This window comes from Rhodanobacter sp. DHB23, from assembly GCF_014842975.1.
Lineage (GTDB): Bacteria > Pseudomonadota > Gammaproteobacteria > Xanthomonadales > Rhodanobacteraceae > Rhodanobacter_A.
The window spans coordinates 145,097-165,429 of sequence record NZ_JACYXK010000027.1 but is presented as its reverse complement, the minus strand read 5'-3'; the positions used below and the strand labels follow the sequence as shown (position 1 = coordinate 165,429).

Sequence of the window (20,333 nt, the reverse complement as noted above, 5' to 3'; positions counted from 1 at the left end):
GGCGCAGCTTCGGTGCAGAGTTTCGCCGGAACTGAGCCGTTGCTGGCTCAGTTCCGGACGGTGCTCAACGCAACTGGGCTTCCAGTTCAGGGATGAGCTTGAACAGATCCCCAACCAACCCGAAGTCCGCCACTTCGAAAATTGGTGCCTCGCCGTCCTTGTTGATTGCCACGATGGTGCCGGCGTCCTTGATGCCGGTCAGGTGCTGGATCGCACCGGAGATGCCGATCGCCACGTACAGCTCGGGGGCGATGATCTTGCCGGTCTGGCCGACCTGCAGGTCGCTGGGCACGTAGCCGGCATCGACTGCGGCACGCGAGGCGCCGACGGCGGCACCGATCCGGTCAGCGAACTTGAAGATGATGTCGAAGTTTTCCTTCGAGCCAACACCACGTCCTCCAGAGACGACCTTGCTGGCGCTCTGCAAGTCGGGACGGTCGCTGCTGCCCTGTTTCAGTTCGACGAAACGGGTATGCGTGGGCAGCGCGACATCGACGGTCAATGCCTCGATGGGGGCGCTGCCGGTGCCCGTGGCTGCGGCGCCCCAGGAAGCCGAACGGATCGTGGCAACGACGGTGTGGGCGGCATCGGCTTCGACCGTGATGATTGCGTTGCCGGCGTAGATTGGGCGCCTGAAGGTATGTGTGCCTTCCACGCTCATCACGTCGCTGACCTGCGCCACGCCGAGCAGGGCAGCCACGCGCGGGGCGACGTCCTTGCCGAAGGTGGTGGAAGGCACGAACACATGACTGTAGCCGGCGGCGGTCTTGGCGATCTGCGGCGCCAGCACGGCGGCCAGTGCATGCGCGTTTTCACTGCGGGCGACAGTGAGCACACGGCTCACGCCGTTGATCTTCGCCGCCTCGGTGGCGATCGCATCGACGCTGTCGGCCAGCACCAGCACGTCGATCACCTCGCCCTTCACGGCGATGGCTGCACTGACGGCGCGTGCGGTGGAGGAGTTGAGTTTGCCGTCCAGGTGTTCGGCGATGACCAGGATCTTGCTCATGGGGTTTCCTCAAACTTGGGAAGCAGGGGCTTTATTCGAGAGTCTGGCCATGATTGGCCGGGGCTTGACCAAGGGCGATCACAAAAGCCCCTTCTGCTTCAGTGCCGCGACCAGTTCGGCGGCATCTTTTACCATCACACCCTTGCTGCGCTTGGCCGGCGCCGCATAGTGCGTGGTCTTCAGGTGGTCGTGTGCCTCGACGTCTAGTGATCCGAATTCGATAGTCTCGATCGGCTTGGACTTTGCCTTCATGATGTCGGGCAGCTTGATGAAGCGCGGTTCGTTGAGGCGAAGATCGGTGGTGATCACCGCTGGCAGTGCAGCCTCGATCACTTCCAGCCCGGCATCGACCTCGCGGGTCACCGTGGCCTTGTCCCCGGCGATCTCGACCTTGCTGGCGAAGGTGGCCTGCGGACGGTCCCACAGCGCGGCGAGCATCTGGCCCGTCTGATTGGCGTCGTCGTCGATCGCCTGCTTGCCCAGGATCACCAGACCAGGCTGCTCCTTTTCGATCAGCTTGAGGAACACGCGGGCGGCGGTAAGCGGCTGCGTGGCGTCGGCAGTCAGCACGTGTATGGCCCGGTTTGCACCCATCGCCAGTCCATTGCGCAGGTGAGCGGTGAGATCGGCCGGGCCGATGCCGACCACGATCACTTCCTCGGCCACGCCTTTCTCGCGCAGCCGCAGCGCCTCTTCCAGCGCGATGTCATCGAACGGGTTGGCGGACAGCTTGACACCGTCGGTGACCACGCCGGTACCGTCGGATTTGACCTGGATGCGTACGTTGTAATCCACGACGCGCTTGTAACCGACCAGAATTTTCATTAATGATCCCTTCTGCGGGCGCCGCAGGGCGCATACGGTAATGAAACAGTGGGCTATTCTAACCCGAGCCGGCGGTTCTGCCGGCTGCCGGGCGGCCGTTTTAGTATGATGCCCCGCCCTATGCCATTCCGAGACGCTGCATCTGCGCGGCCAGCGATGGACAGTCGCCAGCGGAGGCAACGAGCCATGACGCAAATCCGGCTTTCCATCGTGATGTGTACCTACAACGGGGCGGCCCATCTGCAGCCGCAGCTCGAAAGTTTGCTAATGCAAACACGGTTGCCGGATCAGATAGTGATTGCCGATGATGGCTCCTGCGATGCGAGTGTCGAAATCCTGCAGGCTTTCGTGAAACAGGCACGAGCAAAGGGCATTGATGCACAACTGCATTGCAATCCTCGCAATCTGGGCTATGTAGAAAATTTTTCGAGTGCGCTGGGACGTGCCACTGGGGACGTCTTGTTCCTGTGCGATCAGGACGATGTCTGGCGTGCCGACAAGCTGGTATTGATGGCTGCGCGTTTCGAGGGCGATCCGCAATTGCTGTTGCTGCACAGTGATGCTCGGCTGGTGGATGCACGAGGTGATGGGTTGGGCTGTTCGCTGTTCGAGGCGTTGGAGCTAACGGTGCAGGAGAAGCAGGCCATCCACCAGGGGCGTGCGTTCGAGGTGGTATTGCGTCGTAGTTTCGTGACCGGAGCCACCGCCGCATTCCGCCGGCAGGTGGTCGGCATGATGCTGCCGGTGGCAGATGGCTGGATTCACGACGAATGGCTGGCTGCCGTGGTGGCTGCGAGTGGGCGGATGGATTTCATAGGCCAGCCGCTGATCGACTACCGTCAGCATGGTGGCAACCAGATCGGCATGAGTAAGCGCACGCTGGCCATGAAATGGCGCGACTTGCGGTTGCCGCGCAACCAGCAATTGGCTGCCGAGGCAATACGCTTGCAGCGCCTGGAGGATTTCCTCTTGCAAGCCGAAACCGATTGCGCCAGCGAGCGGGCTGCGCAGGTTCGACACAAGCGCGTTCATTTCGAGCAGCGGGTGGCGCTGGGGCGGCTGCCGTGGCTGCGGCGGTTGTCGCCGATCCTGAAAGAGGCTCGTGCAGGCTGCTATAGGCGGTATGGCACCGGCGGACGTTCGATCTTGCGTGATCTGTTGCGCCATGACTGAACCTGCAGCCGTCACTGTCTGTGCGGTGATCGTTAGCTATCGCCCGGAGCCCGCGGCGCTGCGTCGGCTGGTTGACGGCATGATGCCCCAGGTCGGTGCAGTAGTACTGGTCGACAATGCAGGCGACGACGGCTGGCAACTGGATCTGGGCCGGAGGCTCGCGGTGGGCGATGGGGAACTGCTGGGCCTGTCGCACAACGTGGGGCTGGCTGCGGCACAGAACATCGGCATCGAATGGGCGCGCTCGCACGGCTACCGGCATGTATTGCTGCTCGACCAGGACAGCGAGCCGGGAGGTGGCATGGTGGCGGCATTGATGTCCGCTTTGCTTGCCTTGTCGTCGGCCGGACGGGTGGCCGCGGTGGGGCCTCGCTTTCAGGATCTGCGCGAAAACCGGGATGCGCCGTTCGTGCGAATAGGGTTTCCATTGAGTCGCAAGCTCTGGTGCGAGAGCGCCATGCAGTCGATCCCGTGCGATTTTCTAATCAGCTCAGGCAGCCTGATTCCAATGGAAGTGCTCGACCGGGTCGGCCCGATGGACGAGGGCCTGTTCATCGACAATGTGGACATGGAGTGGAGCTTTCGCGCGCGGGCGCGGGGCTACGCACTGTACGGAGTATGCGCGGCACTGATGCAGCACCGGCTGGGGGATGCGCGTCGCCAATTGCCGTTTGGTGTCGGCCAGATCGTGGTACACGGGCCAGTGCGCTTGTACTACATGATGCGCAACCGATTGCGGCTGTATCGCATGCCGCATGTGCCTCGCATCTGGATCGCTCAGGACCTGCCGCGTGTGCTGGTCAAACTGTTCCTGTTCGGGACTCTAATCGGTCCCAGGTGGCGCAACCTGCGTTGCATGCTGCGTGGCTTGTGGGATGGCCTGTGCGGTATGGAAGGGGCATGCCCTGCCGAACTCCTGCGTGCGGTCAGGCGCGACTAGCCGTCCGTATCCTCACAGATTCTGGTAATTCGGCCCCGAGCCACCCTCCGGCGTCACCCAGTTGATGATCTGGTACGGGTCCTTGATGTCGCAGGTCTTGCAGTGCACGCAGTTGGCGGCGTTGATCTGCAGGCGCTTGCCCGCCTCGTCGTCGACGATCTCGTAGACGTTGGCGGGGCAGAAGCGGGTGCAGGGGTTGCCGTATTCCTCGGCGCACTTCGTCACGCAGACCGAGGTGTCGGCCACGTGCAAGTGGATGGGCTGGTCCTCGTCGTGCTCGGTGGCGGCGAAGTAGACCGCCGCGAGGCGGTCGCGCGGCGGCAGCTCGCGCGGCTGCACGTAGTCGCGCTTCGGCTCCTCGCACTGGCCGAGCTTGTGCAGCGAGGACCAGTCGGCCTTGTTCTTCAGCGTCCACGGCGAGCGGCCGCTGGTGACGGTTTCCCATGCGGCGTTGAACAGGCCGAACCACAGGCCCTTCTTGAAGGCGGGCTTGATGTTGCGCACCTTCTTCAGTTCCGCCATCGCCTCGGAGCCGCGCAGCTTCGCATCGAAACCTGCCGGGGCGAGTCCGCTAACGGCGAGGTGCTCGGCGGCAAGCATGCCTGAGCGGATGGCCTGGTGGGTGCCCTTCACCTTGGGCACGTTGAGCAGGCCGGCGGTGTCGCCGATCAGCAGCGCGCCCGGCATCTCGCACTTCGGCAGCGATTGCCAGCCGCCGGTGACGATCGCACGCGCGCCGGCGGAGAGGATGCTGCCGCCTTCCAGCAGGTCCTTCACGTGCGGGTGGTTCTTCCACTGCTGGAAGGCTTCCCACGGCTGGTAGTCCGGGTCGCTGTAGTCGAGGCCGCTGACGTAGCCCAGCGCGATGCGGTCCTTGTCGAGGTGGTAGAGGAAGCTGCCGCCGTAGGTGTGGTTGTCGGCGGGCCAGCCGAAGCTGTGCACGATCTTGCCCGGCTGCACGCGGCCGGCGGGCACCTGCCACAGCTCCTTGATGCCGATGGAATAGCTCTGCGGATCGCTGTCGGCATCGAGCTCGAAGCGTTTGATCAGCTGCTTGGTGAGGCTGCCGCGCGCGCCTTCGGCGAGCACGGTGACCTTGGCCTTGATGTCGATGCCCTGGGTGTAGCCGGCCTTGTGCGAACCGTCCTTCGCCACGCCCATGTCGCCGATGCGCACGCCGGCGACCGAGCCATCCTCGTTGAAGATGGTGTCGGCGGCGGCGAAGCCGGGGAACACGTCCACGCCCAGCGCCTCGGCCTGCGGCGCCAGCCATGCGCACAGCGCGCCCAGCGAGACGATGAAGTTGCCGTGGTTGTGCATGCCCGGCGGCACCGGCAGCTTGCGGCCGCCGGTCTTGCTGAGCAGCCAGAACTCGTCGTCGGTGGCGGGGACGCAAATCGGTGGCGGGTTGTCGCGCCAGCCGGGCAGCAGGGCGTCCAGCGGGCCAGGTTCGATCACCGCGCCGGAGAGGATCTGCGCGCCGATGGTCGAGGCCTTCTCGATCACGCACACCGTGGTGTCGGGCTGGAGCTGCTTCAGCCGTATCGCGAACGACAGTCCGGCCGGCCCGGCGCCGACCACGACGACGTCGTATTCCATGGTTTCGCGTTCGCTCATGGCTTCCCCGGCAGATTTGGTGTGCGGCGTCGTCGGTACGACACATTCGTCGCTGTATTGTCCGTTTTCGCGCGCTGCGCGGCAAACCCGCTTGCGCCGGCTTCACGGCGGATGGCAATAATCCACCCACGCTCATTTGAAGAGTGCGGCCAAGGATGGCCGCTTCTTGATTCATGCGTTCATGGATGAACGCAAAAATGAAGGAATGCCGATGAGTTCGCTGCCGCCGATCACCGACCTGGACCTGCGCCGCGCCACCGTATGCCAGTTGCTGCACTGGCTGGCCATCGGGCGCACCAACCCACAGGCCGTGGCCCGGGCCTATGCCGAGGCGATCGAACGCATCAATCCGCAACTCAATGCCTACGTGGGCCTGAGCCCCGGCCTGCTGCAGGAACAGGCACGCACCGCCGAGCGCCGCCGCCGCGACGGTGTGATCGGCCGGCTGGACGGCATACCGGTGGCGATCAAGGACAACCTCGACATCGCCGGCTGGCCCACCCGCGCCGGCCTGCCGGGGCGCGATGCGCCAGCGACGGACGATGCGCATGTGGTGGCGCGGCTGCGTGCTTCCGGTGCGGTGCTGGTGGGCAAGACCAACATGGACGAGGGCGCGCTGGGCGCGGCCACCGACAACCCGCATTACGGCCCGACCCGCAATCCATGGAGGCCGGGCTTCGGTGCGGGCGGTTCTTCGGGCGGCGCGGCAGCGGCCGTGGCCGCCGGCCTGGCCGCGGCGGCGGTGGGCTCGGACAGCCTCGGCTCCATCCGCATTCCCGCCAGCTATTGCGGGGTGTACGCGCTCAAGCCCACCCATGGCGAGATTTCCACGCGCGGCCTGGTGCCGGCGGCGCGGCGGCTGGACGCGGTGGGCCTGCTCGCGCGCAGCGTGGCCGACCTCACCGTGCTGCTGCAGGTGCTGGCCGGCTACGACGCCGACGACGCACGCTCGCGCCGTCGCCGCGTGGCGCTGGACCTGCCGGACTGGGAACCGGGCAAGCTGCGCAGCGGCCTGCTGCCCGATCTCGCTGCGGCCGGCGTGCAGCCGGAAGTGGCGGCAGTGTTCGAGTCGGCCCTGGAGAAACTCGCGCATGCGCTGGGCGAGCGCCGCACGGTGGACTTCGCCGACTGGAATTTCGCGCGTACCCGCCGTGCCGGCCTGCTGCTGATGGAGGCCGAGATGCTGGGCACCTTCGCGGACGACCTGGCCGATGCCACGCATCCGGTGTCGACGCGTTTCCGCGAGATGCTGGCCTATGCCGGGCAGAAGAGTGCGGCCGATTATGCGAAGGCCGACCGCGTGCTCGACGCGGCCACGCTGAAGATGCGCCGGCTGTTCGCGCAGATCGACGTGCTGGTGCTGCCCACCACGCCGTGCGGTGCCTTCCCGCTGGGCGGCGTGGAGCCGGCCAGCCATGCCGACCTCACCAGTTTCGCCAGCCTCGCCGGGTGTCCCGCGGTGAGCATCCCGATGGGCACCTTGCCGAACGGGATGCCGGTGGGCCTGCAACTGGTGGGAGCGCGCGGTTCGGACCTGCGCCTGCTGGAACTTGCCGCGGTGTGCGCCGCCACGCTGGATGCCGATCCGGCCTATCCGGCCGTCGTCTGACGCCCGGGCTCGCGCTTTTGTAGGAGCACCCTGTGCGCGATGGCTCTGGTGTCTGATCGGAGCAAAAAGCATTCGCGCACGGGGTGCGCTCCTGCCGGCGGTTTTGGGCGCCATATGCCATCTGGCGCAGCTTTCCGCCAACCTGGTTGTTTGGGCAATCGGTCCTGCTCGCGTAGGATGCCTGTTCGGCCTCGCAGGCAGTGGGGCCGGACACCGTTTCCGAAGTCGGCAATCCATGAACGCACGTCTCGCTCCGCGTACCGACCATCTCGACGAACTCGAGGCCGAAAGCATCCACATCTTCCGCGAGGTGGCGGCCAGCTTCCGCCGGCCGGTGATGCTTTACTCCATCGGCAAGGACTCCTCGGTGCTGCTGCACCTGCTGCGCAAGGCGTTCTATCCCGCGAAATCGCCGATCCCGTTGCTGCACGTGGACACCACCTGGAAGTTCCGCGAGATGATCGCGTTCCGCGACCAGGTGGCCGCGCAGGGCGACGTCGAGGTGCTGGTGCACGTCAACGAGGACGGCCTGCGCCAGGGCATCTCGCCGCTCACCCACGGCGCCACCGTGCACACCGACGTGATGAAGACGCAGGGGCTGAAGCAGGCGCTGGACAAGTACCAGTTCGACGCGGCCATCGGCGGCGCGCGCCGCGACGAGGAGAAGTCGCGCGCCAAGGAGCGCGTGTTCTCGTTCCGCAACGCGCAGCACCGCTGGGACCCAAAGCACCAGCGCCCCGAGTTCTGGCACACCTTCAACACGCAGATCCGCAAGGGCGAGAGCGTGCGCGTGTTCCCGATTTCCAACTGGACCGAGATGGACGTGTGGCAGTACATCCGCCGCGAGGCCATCCCGGTGGTGCCGCTGTATTTCGCCAAGCCGCGCCCGGTGGTGGCGCGCGACGGCGCGCTGATCATGGTGGACGACGAGCGCTTCACCCTGCGCGAAGGCGAACAGGTGGAGACGCGCATGGTGCGCTTCCGCACGCTGGGCTGCTATCCGCTCACCGGTGCAGTGGAGTCCACCGCAGGCACGCTGGACGAGATCATTGACGAGATGGTGGAGTCGCGCAGTTCCGAGCGGCAGGGCCGGGTGATCGACCACGACCCCACCGCCTCGATGGAACGCAAGAAGCAGGAGGGCTATTTCTGATGGCCGCCCCCGACGCCAACCAGGGCCTGCTGCGCTTCATCACCTGCGGCAGCGTGGACGACGGCAAGAGCACCCTGCTCGGCCGCCTGCTCTACGACGCCGGCATGGTGCCGGACGACCAGCTCGCCGCGCTCGAACGCGACAGCCGCAAGCTGCATGCCGAGGCGGGTGGCGCGCTGGATTTCGCCCTGCTCACCGACGGCCTCGACGCCGAGCGCGAGCAGGGCATCACCATCGATGTGGCGTGGCGCTACTTCCATACCGCGCGGCGCAGCTTCATCGTGGCCGACTGCCCCGGCCACGAGCAGTACACGCGCAACATGGCCACCGGCGCCTCCAACGCCGACCTGGCGGTGGTGCTGGTGGATGCGCGCAAGGGCCTGCTGCCGCAGACCCGCCGCCACACCTACATCTGCAGCCTGCTCGGCATCCGCCAGGTGGTGCTGGCGGTGAACAAGATGGACCTGGTCGGTTGCGACGAGGCGGTCTACCGCGAAATCACCGAGGCCTATCGCGAACTGGCGCGGACGCTGGGCATCGCCAGGGTCGATTGCCTGCCGGTGATCGCACCGGGCGGGGACAACGTGGGCGAGCGCTCCGCACGCCTGTCCTGGTACCAGGGACCGACCCTGCTGGAGCTGCTGGAAGCGGCTGATGCCACGCCGGCGCGCGCGGACGATTTCCGCATGCCGGTGCAGTGGGTGAACCGGCCCGACCAGAGCTTCCGCGGCTACGCCGGCACGATCTGCGGCGGCCGCGTGGCGCGCGGCGACGAAGTGGTGGTGCAGCCCGGCGTGCAGCGCGCGCGCATCGAACGCATCGTCACTGCCGGTGGCGACCTGGAGAGTGCGGGCGAGGGGCAGGCGGTGACGCTGTGCTTCGACCGCGAGCTGGATGCCAGCCGCGGCGACGTGATCGCCGACGCGCTGCGCCCCGCGCCGGTGGCCGACCAGTTCGCTTGTCACGTGGTATGGCTGGGCGACAACGCGCTGCTGCCCAACCGCATCTATGCCTTGAAGATCGGCACGCGCACGGTCAATGCACGCGTGATGTCGATCAAGCACAAGGTGGACGTGAACACGCAGGCCAAGCTGGCCGCGCGCCATCTTTCGCTCAACGAAGTGGGCTATTGCACGATCGGCCTGGACGAGGACATCGCGTTCGAGCCCTATGCCGGCAACCGCACGCTGGGCGGCTTCATCCTGATCGACCGCCAGAGCAACGCCACCGTGGCCTGCGGCATGCTGGACTTCGCGCTCACGCGTTCCGCCAACGTGCACTGGCAGCACGTGGACGTGGACAAGTCGGTGCGCGGCACCAGCATGGGCCAGCGCCCGCTGTGCTTGTGGTTCACCGGCCTGTCCGGCGCGGGCAAGTCGACCATCGCCAACCTGGTGGAGAAGCGCCTGCATGCGCTGGGCCACCACACCTACCTGCTGGACGGCGACAACGTGCGCCACGGCATCAACAAGGACCTCGGCTTCACCCCCGAGGACCGCGTGGAGAACATCCGCCGCATCGGCGAAGTCGCGCATCTGATGGTGGACGCGGGCCTGATCGTGCTGGTCAGCGCGATCTCCCCCTACCGCAGCGAGCGGCGTTCGGTGCGCGAGCTGTTCGACGCGGGCGAGTTCGTCGAGGTGTTCGTGGACACGCTGCTGGCCGAGTGCGAGCAGCGCGACCCCAAGGGCCTGTACCGCAAGGCGCGCGCCGGCGAGATCCGCAACTTCACCGGCATCGACGCGCCCTACGAGCAGCCCGAGTCGCCCGAGGTGCACCTGCATACGGCAGGCCTGCGCGCCGAGGAGCTGGCCGAGCAGGTGACTGCGCAGCTGCTGGGGCGGGCCGCTGCGCCGGCGGGCGGCGGTTACGCCATCTGAGCCATGAGCGGCTGGCGACGCATCGTCCTGCCGGGTGCCGACGTGGCGTTGTGGTCGCCATGGCTTGGCGCGGTCGAGGCGGATGCGTTGTTCGTCGAGCTGCGGCGGGCGATTGCCTGGGAGAACCACCGGATCCGCCTGTTCGGCCGTGAGGTCGCGTCGCCGCGCCTGAGCTGCTGGATCGGCGATCCCGGCGCCACCTACACCTATTCACGCAGCCGCTTCGAGCCGCAACCGTGGCCGGCGGCGCTGGCCGCATTGCGGCCGCGGGTGGAGCAGGCCTGCGGCGCGCGCTTCAACAGCGTGCTGGCCAACCTCTACCGCGACGGCGGCGACGCGATGGGCTGGCACAGCGACGACGAGCCGGAACTGGGGGCGCGGCCGGTGATCGCCTCGCTGAGCCTGGGGGCGGAGCGGCGTTTCCGTCTTCGCCGTCGCCGCGCGCGTGGCGAATCCGCGCAGCCCGGCGACACGTCCGAGCTGCTGCTGCCGCATGGCAGCCTGTTGCGCATGGCCGGCGATACGCAGCGGTTGTGCCGACATGAGCTGCCGCGCATGCGCAATCTGGCCGAGGCGCGCATCAACCTCACCTTCCGCTGCATCCACACGGCCGCGCACTGAATCCGCGGCTTGGAATGCCTCGTGCGGGCAGGAGATAATGGGCGTCTCCTATCCCCGCAAGGCGCCATCGCGATGACCGAGAAGACCGTACTCAACGCCACCCATCGCGCGCTGGGCGCCCGCATGGTCGACTTCGGCGGCTGGGACATGCCGATCAACTACGGCTCGCAGATCGAGGAGCACCACGCGGTGCGCCGCGACGCCGGCATGTTCGACGTCTCGCACATGACCGTGATCGACCTGCATGGCGCGCGCACCAAGGACTTCCTGCGCCACCTGCTGGCGAACAGCGTCGAGAAGCTCAAGGCGCACGGCAAGGCGCTGTACTCGTGCATGCTCAACGAGCAGGGCGGCGTGATCGACGACCTGATCGTCTACTTCCTCGGCGACGAGTTCTATCGGCTGGTGGTGAACGCCGCCACCCGCGCCAAGGACCTGGCCTGGATCGAGAAGCAGGCCGCGGCCTTCGGCGTGCAGGTGAAGGAGCGCCCCGAGTTCGCGATGGTCGCGGTGCAGGGCCCGAACGCCCGCGCCAAGGTGCTGGGCCTGTTGCACGAGGTGGATCGCGCGCGCATCGAGAAGCTCGGCAAGTTCGCCGCCGCCGCCGCGCAGGGCCCGCACGGCATGCCGCTGTTCGTGGCGCGCACCGGCTACACCGGCGAGGACGGCTTCGAGATCCTCGTGCCGGCCGAGCATGCCGTGGCGCTGTGGGAAGCGCTGGCTGCGGCCGGTGTCGCGCCGGCCGGTCTCGGCGCCCGCGACACGCTGCGCCTCGAGGCCGGCATGAACCTCTACGGCCAGGACATGGACGAAACCGTCTCGCCATGGGAGGCCAACCTCGGCTGGACCATCGCGCTGGATGAAGGCCGCGACTTCATCGGCCGTGCCGCGCTGGAGCAGCAGAAGGCCGCCGGCGTGAAGCGCGTGATGGTGGGCCTGGTGCTGGACGAGAAGGGCGTGCTGCGCCACGGCCAGAAAGTGCTCACCGCGGGCGGCGAGGGCGAAATCCTCTCCGGCAGCTTCGCGCCCACGCTGGAAAAGGCCGTGGCCTTCGCCCGCATTCCGGCCGGCGAACCCGGTGCGGTCCGCGTCGACATTCGCGGACGCGAGCTGCCCGTGCGCCTCGTGAAGTATCCCTTCGTGCGCGACGGCAAGCCCTGCGAAGGCATCTGACCGCACGTGCTCTTGCGGCTAGAATGGCCGCCCGACTCCGAATCCTTTCCAGACCCGACATAGGACCCGACCATGAGCGAGATCCCCGGCGACCTGAAGTTCAACAAATCCCACGAGTGGGCCCGCGTCGAGGACGGCGGCCTGGTGCGCGTGGGCATTTCCGACCATGCACAGGGCCAGCTGGGCGACCTGGTCTACGTGGAGCTGCCGGAAATCGGCGCTAGCGTCACCGCCGGCAACGCGGCCGCCGTGGTGGAGTCGGTGAAGGCCGCCTCGGACATCTATTCGCCGGTGTCCGGCGAGGTGGTGGAAGTCAACGAGACGCTCAACGACAAGCCCGAGACGATCAACGAAGACGCCTGGGGCGAGGGCTGGATCTACGTGGTGCGCATGAGCGACCGCGCCGAGCTCGATCAGCTGCTGGATGCCGGCGCCTACGAGGAACTGGTCGAGAACGAAGACCACTGAGTTCCCGTCCAATGGGCTCGACGACGGCCGCCTTGCGCGGCCGTCGTCGTTTCCGGCGCCCGTCGTGTCGCGACGGCATGGCAAATGGACGTCCATTTGCCATGCCGGCATGGGGTGTCGGTACTCGCTCCGGCGAAGTCTCCAGGGCGCCACCGCCATCGAGGCGAGGTGGTCGGGGCGCATTTAGGCGTCGGTCGTGACGACGGATTGCTCCCGTCGGCGATCGTCGACGGGTCCGGTCGGTCGCGTCCTGTTCATCTGGCGGGAAGTCGTCGTGGTACGTGCCCGGCTCGCTTCGTCGGATGGCTGCGATGTCGTTCCGGTTTTTACGCGTCGCACTCGAACGAGGCACGAAGTGCCTTGTTTATAGTGCTTTCGCGCCGGACATGGGTTTCGTGGCGATTTTACGTATGGAAGTCTGGACGTCCAAAAGAAAATGCCGCCATGGACGGCTCGGGCGCCGGCTTGGCGCGGCCGGCGCAGGCGGCTTGGCGAAAGGGATTGATTTGCCGATCAAAATCCATTGACAGCTGAAATCTTACGGAATAGCTTTCGCCCAAGTTCATGGGGAACGGCAACATGGCATCACCGAAATTCATCACGCCTTACGTGGAGCACGGCGAGAAAGCGAACGCAGTACGCAAGATCACCGTTTCGATTCCGCTCCATGTATTGCGAACGCTGTCCGACCTGCGCACCGAGCGTCAGGTGAAGAATTTGAGGCACGCCACCAACAGCGATTTGCTGGTTGAGGCGTTCCTCCACGCTTTTACTGGGCAACCACTGCCAACCGATGAGGAGCTAAGACGAACCATGGCCACTGCCAAGAAATCCGCTGCAAAGAAGCCGGCTGCCAAGAAGGCCGCCGTGAAGAAGGTCGCCAAGAAGGCCGCCGCCAAGAAGCCGGCCGTCAAGAAGGCTGCCGTGAAGAAGGTCGCCAAGAAGGCTGCCGTGAAGAAGGTTGCCGCCAAGAAGCCGGCAGCCGCGAAGAAGGCCGCTGTGAAGAAGGTTGCCAAGAAGCCGGCAGCCAAGAAGGCTGCTGCGAAGAAGCCTGCCGCCGCCAAGGTGGTGAAGGCCGTCAAGACCACCGCCAAGAAGTAAGCAACACAACAACAGGCATCAAGCGATTTCTCTCCCCGCGGTGCCCAGCGTGGGGAGATCGATTCGGAACTTCGTCCCGGCCCTGCCGGGACGTTTCGTTTCCGGCGCAGGGAAAGCCGGTGACGCCCGGGCCAGGAATGGCAGGGGCTTCCCTGGCATGGCGGCTGCCATGCTGTCCTGGCATGCGTCACGGCTTGTGTGGCCGGGCCGCGCGATTTGCGCACCTTGCCGCAATGCGGTTACCTTGTCGTCAATCCGCGCCGCGGCCGAGTCGGGGACTCGTCGCACCTGGATGCACAGGGGGAAAGCGCGGGTATCTGTCGACACTCGGTGAGAGACCATGGGTACCCGATATACCTATATCGCACGCCATCGCGCGCGCGGGGCCGTCCGGCCCGTTGCCATTGCCATCGTCGCCATCGTCGCCGCGCTCGCCGCGTCGTCGTGGTTCCTGATCGTCCGCCCCTACCGGCAGCAGATGCAGCTCGATGCCGGCGGTGCGCCCTCGGTGCCCGCGTCGGGCAAGGCGGCGCCGGCCGAGGCCGCGCCGGCCAACCTGCAGGCGCTGGACGTCAACCAGCTGTTGAACGAGGCGAGCAAGGCGCTGAAGGCGCAGCGTTACCTGTCGCCCGCGGGCAACAACGCGTTCGAGTTCTACCTGCGCGTGCTTGCCAAGCAGCCGGACAACCCGGTGGCGACCAGCGCCTTGCGCGAGACCTTCCCGTTTGCCGCTTCGGATGCCGAGCAGGCGGTCAACTCGCGCAACTTCGACGAAGCGCAACGCGAGATCGACCTGCTGGCCAAGGCCGACCCGGCGAATTACACGCTGACCATCCTGCGTTCCAAGCTCGATGCCCAGCGCAAGCTGGCCAACCAGCAGGAGCAGCAGGCGCAGGATCAGCAGAAGGCGGCGCAGCTCGCTGCGCAAAAGGCCGCTACCGAGAAGCAGGAAGCCGCCAAACAGGCCGAGCAGTTGCAGGCGCAGCAGGCGCTGGCCGCCGAGCAGGCCAAGACCAGGCAGCAGAAGCCTGCCGAGCAGCCGCAGCAGGCCGCGCAGCCGCAGGCCCAGGCCGCATCGGCCGACACCGCCGGCGCCCAGGACAGCAGCGCCGTGCTGCTGAAGGCGGTGCAGGCGAGGTATCCGACCGCGGCATTGCGCACCGGCCAGGGCGGCTGGGTACTGGTCGGCTTCACGGTCACGACGGATGGCACCACCAGCAACGTGCACGTGATCGATGCACAGCCACGCCACGTGTTCGACCGTGCCGCCACGGAGGCGATCGATCACTACCGCTTCAAGCCGGCGATGCGCGACGGCAATCCGGTGGAGAGCACGTCCCAGCAGAAGATCGAGTTCAGCACCGGCCGCTGACCGGTCGCGCGACTCGCGGAAACAAAACGGCGCATGCATCGCATGCGCCGTTTTGTTTGGGTGAAGCTCCCGGAGCCCGTGCACGATCCAGCGGCGCGGGACGCCTGGAGATGGTTCAGTGCTGCGGGTGCTTGCGCGCCTTGCGCGCAGGCCTGGCCTTGGCCGGTGCGCTCCTGGCCGGGGTGGCGCTTTCCACGCCGGCCCAGTCCACGTGCGGCAGGCCGAGCAGGTCGTCGAACACCATCGGCATCAGCCCACTGGGCATCGCGCCGCTGGAGTTCCACAAGGTCACCACGCCGGCGTGGTACTTCGGGAAGAAACCGATCATGGTGCGGTAGCCGGCCACCGCACCGGCGTGGAAGAACAGCGTCTCGCCGCTGTAGGTATAGACGCGCCAGCCGAGCGCATAGCTGGCATTGCTGAGCCGCGCATGGCGCCATGGGGTGGCGCGCACTTCGGTGGGGGTCGCCACGCCCGGCGCGTGCAGCACGTCGAGCAGCGCGGTGGGCAGCACGTCCTGGCGGCCGCCCATCTGCGCGATCAGCCACAACTCCATGTCGCGGATGCTGGCGTTGACGCCGGCGGCCGGTGCCACGCGGTAATAGGCTTCCTTGGGTTCGAACGGGATCCAGCCGTGGTTCCTGCCGGCGTGGTGCGGGCGCGCCCAGCTCTTGCTGGATTCCAGTGCGGAGCGTCCGTAGCTGGCCGTCTGCATCTGCAGCGGCTTGAAGATGTCCCGGTCGACGAGCTTGTCGAAGAAGTTGCCGGTGCGCGCGAACAGCACGTCGCCGATCAGGCTGAAGGCCACGTTCTGGTAGCCGTAGCACAGGCCGGGCGCGCAGGTGTTGTCCACCTCGTCGAGCTTGCGCACCAGCTCGTCGTAGGGCACGTCGTCCTCGAGCAGGTTGTCGTAGGTGTTGTGCGGCAGGCCCACGCGCTGGCCGAGGATGTCGGCCACGGTGGCCTGCTCGGTGGCCTGCACGTCCTTGAGCTTGAAATAGGGCAGCACGTCGGCCAGCTTCGTGTCCCAGCCCAGCTTGCCATGGTCGACCTCGATACCGGTGGCCGCGGTGGCGAACGCCTTGGACAGCGAGGCCAGGCGGAACACCGTGGCGGGCGTCACCGGCGCCTGGGTGGCGGCGTTGGCATAACCCTGGGTGTGCTCGAACACCACCTTGTCGTCGATCACCACCGCCGTGGCCAGCCCGGCGGCGCCATGGCGCGCATCGAGTTCACCCAGCCAGCGCTGGTAGTCCGCGAGCGCGGCCTGGATGCGCGCCTGCGGGAGTTCCTCGGCGGCGATGTCCGCGCTGGCCGGCGGCAGGATGTTTGCGGCAACGGTCGGTTGCGGAGCCTGGGTCCTGGCCTGTGTCCGGACCTGGGGTTGCGGTTGCGCCTGCGCGGCATGGATGCCGGTGCAGGCGAGGCCGGTGGCGCAGGCAAGGGCGAGGTGTCGAATCCGCATCTTCTTCGCAAGGCTGGTCGGCGCGCGAGACGCCGGGATGGAATACGCGGACGGGATCCATCGGCCACGCGGAGCGCCGATTTTCCGGTACTTCGCATGCCGGGACAATGCAGCCGCGCGGTGAGGCCTTGCGGCCGCCGCCATGCGGCGGCACGTAGCGTGGGAGCGCATGCTAGCCTTGCGCCTTCCCGGGCCCTGCCCGTGCCGGATGCCCCCGTGAGCCCGATTCGTTCCGCCGCCATGCGCGAGGGCGCCGAGCCCGCGCTGTCCGCGCTGGCGTTCTTCTTCGTGATGACGTCGTACTACATCATCCGGCCGGTGCGCGACCAGTTGAGCGGGGCAGTGGGTTCGCAGTCGCTGCCGTTGTTTTACGGCGTGGTGTTCGCGGTGATGCTGCTGTTCACGCCGGCGTTCGGCTGGCTGGTGGCGCGCTTCTCGCGGCGCCGCATGCTGGCCTGGAGCTACAGCTTCTTCGCCGTCTGCCAGTTGGCCTTCGTGCCGGCCTTCATGGCGCAGGATCGCGTCGGCGCCCGGGAGCTGGGCGTGGTGTTCTTCGCCTGGGGCAGCGTGTTCAACCTGTTCGTGGTGTCGCTGTTCTGGAGCGTGATGGCGGACATCTTCTCCAGCGAACGGGCGCGCCGCGTGTTCTCGCTGATCGCGCTTGGCGGCATGGGCGGGGCGATCTGCGGCCCGTTGCTCACGCGCCTGCTGGTGCACTGGCTGGGCGTGGCGCCGTTGCTGGTGGTGTCGGCGCTGGCGCTGGCGGTTGCGCTGGCGCTGCTGCTGCACTTGTCCGCGTCTTGCGAGCAGGCGAGGTCGGGCAGTCCGGGCGGCGAGCCGATCGGCGGTTCGCTGTGGGCGGGCGTGCGCGAACTGTGGTCGCGCCCTTTCCTGCGCTACATGGCGTTGCTCATGCTTTTTGGCGACGGCATCGGCACGCTGGCCTATGCGCTGGTGGCCGACTACGCGAAGCTGCATTTCGCGGGCAACGTGGCGCGCACCGCGTTCTACAACGACCTCGACCTTGCCACCAACACGCTGGGCGTGCTGCTGCAGCTCACGCTCACGCGATGGCTGCTGGTGCGCTTCGGCCCGGGCTGGGGCCTGGTGCTGCCTTCGCTGGTGAACGTGGCGCTGTTGCTGACGGTGATGATGGTCGGCCACGGCAGTGTGGCGCTGCTGGGCGCCGCGGTGCCGGTGCTGGCCGTGATGATGGTGACCACGCGCGGCTTCGCCTACGGCATGACCAAGCCAGCGGTGGACGCGCTGTATACGCGCGTGCCGCGCGAGACGCGCTACAAGGGCAAGAACTTCGTGGAGACCGCGGTGTGGCGTTTCGGCGACTTCGCGGTGACCAGCGCGGTGAGCGGCCTGCGCCTGCTGGGCGTGGGTATCGGCGGCCTCGCACTGGCGGGCGCGGGCGTGGCCACGCTCGCCACCTGGGTGTCGGCGCGCGCGGGCTGGTCGCCCGATCTCGCGCCGGAAGAAAAGCGCGCCGCGTGAAGCGGCCGCGACGCGCCTTTCCGTATCCCCGATCCCGGCTTCAACCGGTGATGTAGCGCTCCAGGTGTTCGATCTGCTCGGCCTGCGCGTCGATCACCGCCTTCACCAGGTCGCCGGTCGAGATGATGCCCACCACCTTGCCGCCGTCGAGCACCGGCAGGTGGCGCACGCGGCTGTCGGTGCACAGGCGCATGCAGTCCAGCACGTCGGTCTGCGGTCCCACGGTGAGCGGGTCGGTGCGCATGATCTCGCTCACCGTGGCCTGCGACGAGGAGCGGCCCTGCAGGATCACCTTGCGCGCGTAGTCGCGTTCGGACACCACGCCGAGCAGCTGCGTGCCATGCATCACCAGCAGCGCGCCGATGCGGTGCTCGGCCATCAGCTTGATCGCGTCCAGCACGGGGGCATCCGGCGCGATGGTGTAGAGGCTGCCACCCTTGCTTTCCAACAGATGCTTGACCTGCCGCATGTCCAGCTCTCCGGTCGAACCCGCGATGAGGGCGCAACCAGTCTAGCGCCGGGATTGGCCGCGGGTGTTGCGGTGTCGTGAAGCGACCCTTTTGAAAGTGCGGCCAGGGATGGCCGCCCATTTGATCTTCGCGATCAAGGATGATCGCCAAGGGCATCGCAAAGTGCGGCCAGGGGTGCCGCCAGTTTGGTCCCCGCGATCAGGGACGATCGCAAAGAGTCATCGCTTCCCGATGTACGACGGGCCGCCGAGCTGCCGCATCTGCCGCTCGATCCAGTCCGCGCGGCGCTGCACGTAGGCACTGGGGCGGTCGGCGTGCAGGCGCTGCGGGTTGGGCAGCACCGCGGCCAGCCGCGCGGCCTGCGCGGGGTCGAGCTGCGCGGGTGGTTCGTGGAAATAGGCGTCGCTGGCCGCGCCCACGCCGTAGATGCCGTCGCCCAGCTCGGCGATGTTCATGTACACCTCGAGGATGCGCTGCTTCGGCCAGGTCAGTTCGATCAGCACGGTGAAATACGCCTCCAGCCCCTTGCGCACGAAGCTGCGGCCGTTCCACAGGAACAGGTTCTTCGCGGTCTGCTGGCTGATCGTGCTGGCGCCGCGCAGGCGCGCGCCGTCGTCGGCCGCATCGATGGCCTGGTGGATGGAGCCGAAGTCGAAGCCGTGGTGGTAGGGAAACTTCTGGTCCTCGCCGGCCACCATCGCCAGCGGCACCCAGGGCGACACCTGTGACCACGGCACCCAGTGCTGGCGCAGATGGAAGTCGCGCTCGCCATGGACCCAGGCGCCGACGTGACGCTCCACCATCACCGCCGAGGTGACCGGCGGCACGAAGCGCAGCACCAGCACCATCAGCCAGGTGAGCCCCAGCCAGGCCAGTGCGGCGAACGCGATCCGGCGCAGCAGGCGGCGTAGGGGTGGGCGACGGAACATGGCGGATGGATGGTGGAGACCCGCGGCAGTATAGGCTGTACCCATTGCGCGGCGGTCGTCCGCCCCCATCTCCCGGGTTTGCTTTGCGAGGTATCCGCGTGGAAACCGTACTTGTCGAAGATGTGCTGCACCGGTTCCTGCTCGAACGCGCCGGCGTGCGTGGCGCGCTGGTCCGGCTGGGGCCGGCATGGCGCGAGGTGGCCGGTCGCGCCGATTACCCTGCCGGCGTGCGCGACCTGCTCGGCGAGGCGCTGGCCGCCAGCGCGCTGCTGACCGCCAACATCAAGCTCGACGGCGAATTGTCGGTGCAGTTGAAGAGCGCCGGCGCGCTGCGCCTGCTGTTCGCCGAATGCACCGACCAGGGCCGCCTGCGCGGCCTGGCGCGCTGGGAGCCGTCGCTGCCCGAGTCCCTGCCGCTGGATTCGCTGCCGCAGGCGGTGATGGCGATCACCATCGGCAACGTGGAGCGCGGCCAGCGCTACCAGGGCCTGGTGGAGTTGCGCGCGGCGGACCTGGCCGGCGTGCTGGAAAACTACTTCGCGCAGTCCGAACAGTTGCCCGCGCGGCTGGTGCTGGCCGCCGATGGCGAGCATGCGGTGGGCCTGATGCTGCAGAAGCTGCCGGACGAGGGCGGCCATGGCGCGGCCCAGGACGAGGATGCATGGACGCGGGTGATGCACCTCACCGCCACGCTGGGTGCGGCCGAGCTGCTGGCCACCGCGCCGGAGCAGTTGCTGTACCGCCTGTACCACGAGGAATCCGTGCGCCTGTTCGAGCCGCGTCCGCTGGCCTTCGGCTGCAGTTGTTCGCGCGAGCGGGTGGTGGCGATGCTGCGCTCGCTGGGTCGCGAGGAAGTGGAGGCCACGTTGGCGGAGCAGGACGGCCGCATCGAGGTGAACTGCGAGTTCTGCGCGCAACGCTACGAATTCGACCGCATCGACGCGGAACACCTGCTGCGCGACGCGGGCGGCGCGGCCGCCTCCGGCACGGCGTAGGAGCAACTTCAGCCGCGATCCGCGCGCACC

19 protein-coding genes are annotated in these 20,333 nt (G+C 67.2%); 13 read left to right on the top strand and 6 right to left on the bottom strand.

Features of this window, described 5'->3' with window-relative positions; all coding sequences use genetic code 11:
- Window positions 1-64 precede the first annotated feature (64 nt).
- Entirely contained in the window at window positions 65-1,009 is a 945-nt protein-coding gene (locus IHE47_RS10595; RefSeq protein ID WP_192105859.1) for an FAD-binding protein, read from the bottom strand.
- A 78-nt stretch (window positions 1,010-1,087) separates the two neighbouring features.
- Window positions 1,088-1,834, bottom strand: coding sequence for an electron transfer flavoprotein subunit beta/FixA family protein (locus IHE47_RS10590; protein WP_192105858.1), 747 nt, complete (start codon window positions 1,832-1,834; stop codon window positions 1,088-1,090).
- 186 nt (window positions 1,835-2,020) lie between these two features.
- Here IHE47_RS10590 and IHE47_RS10585 point away from each other — a divergent pair, with 186 nt between their 5' ends.
- Both IHE47_RS10585 and IHE47_RS10580 read left to right on the top strand, forming a co-directional pair.
- Window positions 2,021-3,007, top strand: a complete 987-nt coding sequence (locus IHE47_RS10585; protein ID WP_192105857.1) for a glycosyltransferase family 2 protein — start codon at window positions 2,021-2,023, stop codon at window positions 3,005-3,007.
- Window positions 3,000-3,947 (top strand): glycosyltransferase family 2 protein, encoded by a 948-nt coding sequence (locus IHE47_RS10580; protein WP_192105856.1) that lies wholly within the window; start codon window positions 3,000-3,002, stop codon window positions 3,945-3,947. Before IHE47_RS10585 ends, IHE47_RS10580 begins: the two co-directional genes overlap by 8 nt.
- Window positions 3,948-3,959: 12 nt before the next feature.
- Here IHE47_RS10580 and IHE47_RS10575 read toward each other — a convergent pair whose 3' ends face one another.
- Complete coding sequence (locus IHE47_RS10575; protein WP_192105855.1) at window positions 3,960-5,564, bottom strand: electron transfer flavoprotein-ubiquinone oxidoreductase; 1,605 nt, start codon at window positions 5,562-5,564, stop codon at window positions 3,960-3,962.
- Between the two features lie 211 nt (window positions 5,565-5,775).
- Between IHE47_RS10575 and IHE47_RS10570 the strand changes: the two genes are divergently transcribed.
- The 9 genes from IHE47_RS10570 (at window position 5,776) to IHE47_RS10530 (ending at window position 14,941) form a co-directional block, all read left to right on the top strand.
- Complete coding sequence (locus tag IHE47_RS10570; protein WP_192105854.1) at window positions 5,776-7,173, top strand: amidase; 1,398 nt, start codon at window positions 5,776-5,778, stop codon at window positions 7,171-7,173.
- A 235-nt stretch (window positions 7,174-7,408) separates the two neighbouring features.
- Window positions 7,409-8,326, top strand: a complete 918-nt coding sequence (gene cysD / locus IHE47_RS10565; protein ID WP_192105853.1) for a sulfate adenylyltransferase subunit CysD — start codon at window positions 7,409-7,411, stop codon at window positions 8,324-8,326.
- The gene (gene cysC / locus IHE47_RS10560; RefSeq protein ID WP_192105852.1) at window positions 8,326-10,206 is read left to right on the top strand and encodes an adenylyl-sulfate kinase; all 1,881 of its coding nucleotides are present in this window, start codon (window positions 8,326-8,328) and stop codon (window positions 10,204-10,206) included. Before cysD ends, cysC begins: the two co-directional genes overlap by 1 nt.
- 3 nt (window positions 10,207-10,209) lie before the next feature.
- Entirely contained in the window at window positions 10,210-10,827 is a 618-nt protein-coding gene (locus tag IHE47_RS10555) for an alpha-ketoglutarate-dependent dioxygenase AlkB (protein ID WP_192105851.1), read from the top strand.
- A 72-nt stretch (window positions 10,828-10,899) separates the two neighbouring features.
- Entirely contained in the window at window positions 10,900-12,000 is a 1,101-nt protein-coding gene (gcvT, locus tag IHE47_RS10550; RefSeq protein ID WP_192105850.1) for a glycine cleavage system aminomethyltransferase GcvT, read from the top strand.
- Between the two features lie 72 nt (window positions 12,001-12,072).
- A complete protein-coding gene (gene gcvH / locus IHE47_RS10545) occupies window positions 12,073-12,468 on the top strand; it encodes a glycine cleavage system protein GcvH (protein ID WP_192105849.1) in 396 nt (131 codons plus the stop codon).
- Between the two features lie 311 nt (window positions 12,469-12,779).
- A complete protein-coding gene (locus IHE47_RS10540; RefSeq protein ID WP_192105848.1) occupies window positions 12,780-12,995 on the top strand; it encodes a hypothetical protein in 216 nt (71 codons plus the stop codon).
- A gap of 52 nt (window positions 12,996-13,047) precedes the next feature.
- Window positions 13,048-13,569, top strand: coding sequence for a met regulon transcriptional regulator MetJ (metJ, locus tag IHE47_RS17865; RefSeq protein ID WP_192105847.1), 522 nt, complete (start codon window positions 13,048-13,050; stop codon window positions 13,567-13,569).
- Between the two features lie 340 nt (window positions 13,570-13,909).
- Window positions 13,910-14,941, top strand: a complete 1,032-nt coding sequence (locus IHE47_RS10530; protein WP_192105846.1) for an energy transducer TonB — start codon at window positions 13,910-13,912, stop codon at window positions 14,939-14,941.
- A gap of 115 nt (window positions 14,942-15,056) precedes the next feature.
- Here IHE47_RS10530 and IHE47_RS10525 read toward each other — a convergent pair whose 3' ends face one another.
- Window positions 15,057-16,406: a serine hydrolase domain-containing protein gene (locus tag IHE47_RS10525; protein ID WP_192105845.1), complete on the bottom strand. Its 1,350-nt coding sequence runs from the start codon at window positions 16,404-16,406 to the stop codon at window positions 15,057-15,059.
- A 240-nt stretch (window positions 16,407-16,646) separates the two neighbouring features.
- Here IHE47_RS10525 and IHE47_RS10520 point away from each other — a divergent pair, with 240 nt between their 5' ends.
- A complete protein-coding gene (locus IHE47_RS10520) occupies window positions 16,647-17,909 on the top strand; it encodes an MFS transporter (protein ID WP_192106078.1) in 1,263 nt (420 codons plus the stop codon).
- A 40-nt stretch (window positions 17,910-17,949) separates the two neighbouring features.
- Here the strand turns inward: IHE47_RS10520 and IHE47_RS10515 are convergent, their stop codons facing one another.
- Both IHE47_RS10515 and mtgA read right to left on the bottom strand, forming a co-directional pair.
- Complete coding sequence (locus tag IHE47_RS10515; protein WP_192105844.1) at window positions 17,950-18,378, bottom strand: CBS domain-containing protein; 429 nt, start codon at window positions 18,376-18,378, stop codon at window positions 17,950-17,952.
- Between the two features lie 219 nt (window positions 18,379-18,597).
- Window positions 18,598-19,308, bottom strand: coding sequence for a monofunctional biosynthetic peptidoglycan transglycosylase (gene mtgA / locus IHE47_RS10510; RefSeq protein ID WP_192105843.1), 711 nt, complete (start codon window positions 19,306-19,308; stop codon window positions 18,598-18,600).
- Between the two features lie 98 nt (window positions 19,309-19,406).
- Between mtgA and IHE47_RS10505 the strand changes: the two genes are divergently transcribed.
- Window positions 19,407-20,303, top strand: coding sequence for an Hsp33 family molecular chaperone HslO (locus tag IHE47_RS10505; RefSeq protein WP_192105842.1), 897 nt, complete (start codon window positions 19,407-19,409; stop codon window positions 20,301-20,303).
- The last annotated feature ends 30 nt before the right edge of the window (window positions 20,304-20,333 follow it).

Bases quoted from the DNA above. Each gene is read 5' to 3' on its own strand.
- IHE47_RS10580 (WP_192105856.1), top strand. From the start codon at position 3,000: ATGACTGAACCTGCAGCCGTCACTGTCTGTGCGGTGATCGTTAGCTAT.
- IHE47_RS10515 (WP_192105844.1), bottom strand. From the start codon at position 18,378: ATGCGGCAGGTCAAGCATCTGTTGGAAAGCAAGGGTGGCAGCCTCTAC.
- IHE47_RS10530 (WP_192105846.1), top strand. From the start codon at position 13,910: ATGGGTACCCGATATACCTATATCGCACGCCATCGCGCGCGCGGGGCC.
- IHE47_RS10555 (WP_192105851.1), top strand. From the start codon at position 10,210: ATGAGCGGCTGGCGACGCATCGTCCTGCCGGGTGCCGACGTGGCGTTG.
- IHE47_RS10525 (WP_192105845.1), bottom strand. From the start codon at position 16,406: ATGCGGATTCGACACCTCGCCCTTGCCTGCGCCACCGGCCTCGCCTGC.
- gcvH (WP_192105849.1), top strand. From the start codon at position 12,073: ATGAGCGAGATCCCCGGCGACCTGAAGTTCAACAAATCCCACGAGTGG.
- metJ (WP_192105847.1), top strand. From the start codon at position 13,048: ATGGCATCACCGAAATTCATCACGCCTTACGTGGAGCACGGCGAGAAA.
- IHE47_RS10590 (WP_192105858.1), bottom strand. From the start codon at position 1,834: ATGAAAATTCTGGTCGGTTACAAGCGCGTCGTGGATTACAACGTACGC.
- cysC (WP_192105852.1), top strand. From the start codon at position 8,326: ATGGCCGCCCCCGACGCCAACCAGGGCCTGCTGCGCTTCATCACCTGC.
- IHE47_RS10595 (WP_192105859.1), bottom strand. From the start codon at position 1,009: ATGAGCAAGATCCTGGTCATCGCCGAACACCTGGACGGCAAACTCAAC.
- IHE47_RS10575 (WP_192105855.1), bottom strand. From the start codon at position 5,564: ATGAGCGAACGCGAAACCATGGAATACGACGTCGTCGTGGTCGGCGCC.
- gcvT (WP_192105850.1), top strand. From the start codon at position 10,900: ATGACCGAGAAGACCGTACTCAACGCCACCCATCGCGCGCTGGGCGCC.
- IHE47_RS10585 (WP_192105857.1), top strand. From the start codon at position 2,021: ATGACGCAAATCCGGCTTTCCATCGTGATGTGTACCTACAACGGGGCG.
- IHE47_RS10540 (WP_192105848.1), top strand. From the start codon at position 12,780: ATGTCGTTCCGGTTTTTACGCGTCGCACTCGAACGAGGCACGAAGTGC.
- IHE47_RS10570 (WP_192105854.1), top strand. From the start codon at position 5,776: ATGAGTTCGCTGCCGCCGATCACCGACCTGGACCTGCGCCGCGCCACC.
- IHE47_RS10520 (WP_192106078.1), top strand. From the start codon at position 16,647: ATGCGCGAGGGCGCCGAGCCCGCGCTGTCCGCGCTGGCGTTCTTCTTC.
- mtgA (WP_192105843.1), bottom strand. From the start codon at position 19,308: ATGTTCCGTCGCCCACCCCTACGCCGCCTGCTGCGCCGGATCGCGTTC.
- cysD (WP_192105853.1), top strand. From the start codon at position 7,409: ATGAACGCACGTCTCGCTCCGCGTACCGACCATCTCGACGAACTCGAG.